Source organism: Streptomyces sp. NPDC056883 (genome assembly GCF_042788835.1).
GTDB classification, from domain to species: domain Bacteria; phylum Actinomycetota; class Actinomycetes; order Streptomycetales; family Streptomycetaceae; genus Streptomyces; species Streptomyces stoeckheimensis.
This window is the reverse complement of the sequence record NZ_JBHUBS010000044.1, coordinates 1-5,495: the sequence shown is the minus strand read 5'-3', so window position 1 is coordinate 5,495 and position 5,495 is coordinate 1. Positions and strand designations below refer to the sequence as shown.

Annotated in this window: 4 tRNA genes and 3 rRNA genes; all 7 read left to right on the top strand. The window is 52.4% G+C overall.

Features of this window, described 5'->3' with window-relative positions:
- The first annotated feature begins 241 nt into the window (after nt 1-241).
- Nucleotides 242-1,791 (top strand): 16S ribosomal RNA (locus ACFRU2_RS42115).
- 175 nt (nt 1,792-1,966) lie between these two features.
- Nucleotides 1,967-4,896: ribosomal RNA gene (locus ACFRU2_RS42110) — 23S ribosomal RNA — on the top strand.
- 50 nt (nt 4,897-4,946) lie between these two features.
- Nucleotides 4,947-5,062: ribosomal RNA gene (rrf, locus tag ACFRU2_RS42105) — 5S ribosomal RNA — on the top strand.
- The 16S, 23S and 5S rRNA genes sit together here with 4 tRNA genes alongside, the layout of an rRNA operon.
- Before the next feature lie 23 nt (nt 5,063-5,085).
- Nucleotides 5,086-5,161 (top strand) — tRNA-Val (locus ACFRU2_RS42100).
- Between the two features lie 7 nt (nt 5,162-5,168).
- Nucleotides 5,169-5,245, top strand: a tRNA-Met gene (locus tag ACFRU2_RS42095).
- A gap of 6 nt (nt 5,246-5,251) precedes the next feature.
- A tRNA-Asp gene (locus tag ACFRU2_RS42090) sits at nt 5,252-5,328 on the top strand.
- 36 nt (nt 5,329-5,364) lie between these two features.
- A tRNA-Phe gene (locus tag ACFRU2_RS42085) sits at nt 5,365-5,437 on the top strand.
- Nucleotides 5,438-5,495 lie beyond the last annotated feature (58 nt).

The window sequence follows — 5,495 nt, the reverse complement described above, 5'->3', positions numbered from 1 at the left end:
GCTTTGACACATAGCGATGATACTGATATAATTCTTTTTGTTGTCTTTTTAATAGAAAGGCAAGCCTAGCGAAAATATTTTTAAAAAAAGTATTGACCTAGCAAACTGAAAATGTTATGATTAAGAGGTCGCTTCGAGAGAAGCAACAAAGTTCTTTGAAAACTAAACAAGACAAAACGTACCTGTTAATTCAAAGTTTTAAATAAATCGCACAGCGATGTGCGTAGTCAGTCAAACTACTTTATCGGAGAGTTTGATCCTGGCTCAGGACGAACGCTGGCGGCGTGCCTAATACATGCAAGTCGAGCGGACAGATGGGAGCTTGCTCCCTGATGTTAGCGGCGGACGGGTGAGTAACACGTGGGTAACCTGCCTGTAAGACTGGGATAACTCCGGGAAACCGGGGCTAATACCGGATGGTTGTTTGAACCGCATGGTTCAGACATAAAAGGTGGCTTCGGCTACCACTTACAGATGGACCCGCGGCGCATTAGCTAGTTGGTGAGGTAACGGCTCACCAAGGCAACGATGCGTAGCCGACCTGAGAGGGTGATCGGCCACACTGGGACTGAGACACGGCCCAGACTCCTACGGGAGGCAGCAGTAGGGAATCTTCCGCAATGGACGAAAGTCTGACGGAGCAACGCCGCGTGAGTGATGAAGGTTTTCGGATCGTAAAGCTCTGTTGTTAGGGAAGAACAAGTGCCGTTCAAATAGGGCGGCACCTTGACGGTACCTAACCAGAAAGCCACGGCTAACTACGTGCCAGCAGCCGCGGTAATACGTAGGTGGCAAGCGTTGTCCGGAATTATTGGGCGTAAAGGGCTCGCAGGCGGTTTCTTAAGTCTGATGTGAAAGCCCCCGGCTCAACCGGGGAGGGTCATTGGAAACTGGGGAACTTGAGTGCAGAAGAGGAGAGTGGAATTCCACGTGTAGCGGTGAAATGCGTAGAGATGTGGAGGAACACCAGTGGCGAAGGCGACTCTCTGGTCTGTAACTGACGCTGAGGAGCGAAAGCGTGGGGAGCGAACAGGATTAGATACCCTGGTAGTCCACGCCGTAAACGATGAGTGCTAAGTGTTAGGGGGTTTCCGCCCCTTAGTGCTGCAGCTAACGCATTAAGCACTCCGCCTGGGGAGTACGGTCGCAAGACTGAAACTCAAAGGAATTGACGGGGGCCCGCACAAGCGGTGGAGCATGTGGTTTAATTCGAAGCAACGCGAAGAACCTTACCAGGTCTTGACATCCTCTGACAATCCTAGAGATAGGACGTCCCCTTCGGGGGCAGAGTGACAGGTGGTGCATGGTTGTCGTCAGCTCGTGTCGTGAGATGTTGGGTTAAGTCCCGCAACGAGCGCAACCCTTGATCTTAGTTGCCAGCATTCAGTTGGGCACTCTAAGGTGACTGCCGGTGACAAACCGGAGGAAGGTGGGGATGACGTCAAATCATCATGCCCCTTATGACCTGGGCTACACACGTGCTACAATGGACAGAACAAAGGGCAGCGAAACCGCGAGGTTAAGCCAATCCCACAAATCTGTTCTCAGTTCGGATCGCAGTCTGCAACTCGACTGCGTGAAGCTGGAATCGCTAGTAATCGCGGATCAGCATGCCGCGGTGAATACGTTCCCGGGCCTTGTACACACCGCCCGTCACACCACGAGAGTTTGTAACACCCGAAGTCGGTGAGGTAACCTTTTAGGAGCCAGCCGCCGAAGGTGGGACAGATGATTGGGGTGAAGTCGTAACAAGGTAGCCGTATCGGAAGGTGCGGCTGGATCACCTCCTTTCTAAGGATATTAACGGAATATAAGACCTTGGGTCTTATAAACAGAACGTTCCCTGTCTTGTTTAGTTTTGAAGGATCATTCGATTCTTCGAGATGTTGTTCTTTGAAAACTAGATAACAGAAGTAATTCACATTCAATTAGTAATGCAAGATATCACGTAGTGATTCTTTTTAACGGTTAAGTTAGAAAGGGCGCACGGTGGATGCCTTGGCACTAGGAGCCGATGAAGGACGGGACGAACACCGATATGCTTCGGGGAGCTGTAAGCAAGCTTTGATCCGGAGATTTCCGAATGGGGAAACCCACCACTCGTAATGGAGTGGTATCCATATCTGAATACATAGGATATGAGAAGGCAGACCCGGGGAACTGAAACATCTAAGTACCCGGAGGAAGAGAAAGCAAATGCGATTCCCTGAGTAGCGGCGAGCGAAACGGGACCAGCCCAAACCAAGAGGCTTGCCTCTTGGGGTTGTAGGACACTCTGTACGGAGTTACAAAGGAACGAGGTAGATGAAGAGGTCTGGAAAGGCCCGCCATAGGAGGTAACAGCCCTGTAGTCAAAACTTCGTTCTCTCCTGAGTGGATCCTGAGTACGGCGGAACACGTGAAATTCCGTCGGAATCCGGGAGGACCATCTCCCAAGGCTAAATACTCCCTAGTGACCGATAGTGAACCAGTACCGTGAGGGAAAGGTGAAAAGCACCCCGGAAGGGGAGTGAAAGAGATCCTGAAACCGTGTGCCTACAAGTAGTCAGAGCCCGTTAACGGGTGATGGCGTGCCTTTTGTAGAATGAACCGGCGAGTTACGATCCCGTGCAAGGTTAAGCAGAAGATGCGGAGCCGCAGCGAAAGCGAGTCTGAATAGGGCGAATTGAGTACGTGGTCGTAGACCCGAAACCAGGTGATCTACCCATGTCCAGGGTGAAGTTCAGGTAACACTGAATGGAGGCCCGAACCCACGCACGTTGAAAAGTGCGGGGATGAGGTGTGGGTAGGGGTGAAATGCCAATCGAACCTGGAGATAGCTGGTTCTCTCCGAAATAGCTTTAGGGCTAGCCTCAAGGTAAGAGTCTCGGAGGTAGAGCACTGATTGGACTAGGGGCCCCTACCGGGTTACCGAATTCAGTCAAACTCCGAATGCCGATGACTTATCCTTGGGAGTCAGACTGCGAGTGATAAGATCCGTAGTCGAAAGGGAAACAGCCCAGACCGCCAGCTAAGGTCCCAAAGTATACGTTAAGTGGAAAAGGATGTGGAGTTGCTTAGACAACCAGGATGTTGGCTTAGAAGCAGCCACCATTTAAAGAGTGCGTAATAGCTCACTGGTCGAGTGACTCTGCGCCGAAAATGTACCGGGGCTAAACGTATCACCGAAGCTGCGGACTGTTCTTCGAACAGTGGTAGGAGAGCGTTCTAAGGGCTGTGAAGCAAGACCGGAAGGACTTGTGGAGCGCTTAGAAGTGAGAATGCCGGTATGAGTAGCGAAAGAGGGGTGAGAATCCCCTCCACCGAATGCCTAAGGTTTCCTGAGGAAGGCTCGTCCGCTCAGGGTTAGTCGGGACCTAAGCCGAGGCCGAAAGGCGTAGGCGATGGATAACAGGTTGATATTCCTGTACCACCTCCTCACCATTTGAGCAATGGGGGGACGCAGGAGGATAGGGTAAGCGCGGTATTGGATATCCGCGTCCAAGCAGTTAGGCTGGGAAATAGGCAAATCCGTTTCCCGTGAAGGCTGAGCTGTGATGGCGAGCGAATTATAGTAGCGAAGTTCCTGATTCCACACTGCCAAGAAAAGCCTCTAGCGAGGTGAGAGGTGCCCGTACCGCAAACCGACACAGGTAGGCGAGGAGAGAATCCTAAGGTGATCGAGAGAACTCTCGTTAAGGAACTCGGCAAAATGACCCCGTAACTTCGGGAGAAGGGGTGCTCTGTTAGGGTGCAAGCCCGAGAGAGCCGCAGTGAATAGGCCCAGGCGACTGTTTAGCAAAAACACAGGTCTCTGCGAAGCCGTAAGGCGAAGTATAGGGGCTGACGCCTGCCCGGTGCTGGAAGGTTAAGAGGAGCGCTTAGCGTAAGCGAAGGTGCGAATTGAAGCCCCAGTAAACGGCGGCCGTAACTATAACGGTCCTAAGGTAGCGAAATTCCTTGTCGGGTAAGTTCCGACCCGCACGAAAGGCGCAACGATCTGGGCACTGTCTCAACGAGAGACTCGGTGAAATTATAGTACCTGTGAAGATGCAGGTTACCCGCGACAGGACGGAAAGACCCCGTGGAGCTTTACTGCAGCCTGATATTGAATGTTGGTACAGCTTGTACAGGATAGGTAGGAGCCTTGGAAACCGGAGCGCCAGCTTCGGTGGAGGCATCGGTGGGATACTACCCTGGCTGTATTGACCTTCTAACCCGCCGCCCTTATCGGGCGGGGAGACAGTGTCAGGTGGGCAGTTTGACTGGGGCGGTCGCCTCCTAAAAGGTAACGGAGGCGCCCAAAGGTTCCCTCAGAATGGTTGGAAATCATTCGCAGAGTGTAAAGGCACAAGGGAGCTTGACTGCGAGACCTACAAGTCGAGCAGGGACGAAAGTCGGGCTTAGTGATCCGGTGGTTCCGCATGGAAGGGCCATCGCTCAACGGATAAAAGCTACCCCGGGGATAACAGGCTTATCTCCCCCAAGAGTCCACATCGACGGGGAGGTTTGGCACCTCGATGTCGGCTCATCGCATCCTGGGGCTGTAGTCGGTCCCAAGGGTTGGGCTGTTCGCCCATTAAAGCGGTACGCGAGCTGGGTTCAGAACGTCGTGAGACAGTTCGGTCCCTATCCGTCGCGGGCGCAGGAAATTTGAGAGGAGCTGTCCTTAGTACGAGAGGACCGGGATGGACGCACCGCTGGTGTACCAGTTGTCTTGCCAAAGGCATAGCTGGGTAGCTACGTGCGGACGGGATAAGTGCTGAAAGCATCTAAGCATGAAGCCCCCCTCGAGATGAGATTTCCCATTCCGCAAGGAAGTAAGATCCCTGAAAGATGATCAGGTTGATAGGTCAGAGGTGGAAGCGTGGCGACATGTGGAGCTGACTGATACTAATCGATCGAGGACTTAACCAATTTGAATGTATGCTTACTGTTATCTAGTTTTGAGAGAACACTCTCAATGGTTTGGTGGCGATAGCGAAGAGGTCACACCCGTTCCCATGCCGAACACGGAAGTTAAGCTCTTCAGCGCCGATGGTAGTCGGGGGTTTCCCCCTGTGAGAGTAGGACGCCGCCAAGCTATTACACGTAAGTGTAATATATGGAGGATTAGCTCAGCTGGGAGAGCATCTGCCTTACAAGCAGAGGGTCGGCGGTTCGAGCCCGTCATCCTCCACCATTATTATCGCGGGGTGGAGCAGTTCGGTAGCTCGTCGGGCTCATAACCCGAAGGTCGCAGGTTCAAATCCTGCCCCCGCAACCAAAAAATGGTCCGGTAGTTCAGTTGGTTAGAATGCCTGCCTGTCACGCAGGAGGTCGCGGGTTCGAGTCCCGTCCGGACCGCCATTTTACTTTACTTTATAGTATAGAAAAGAAACATCTGGCTCGGTAGCTCAGTTGGTAGAGCAACGGACTGAAAATCCGTGTGTCGGCGGTTCGATTCCGTCCCGAGCCACTTACCCAAACGCATCTGCAATAGTAGGTGCGTTTTTTCTTTTGTTATAAAAAAAGGG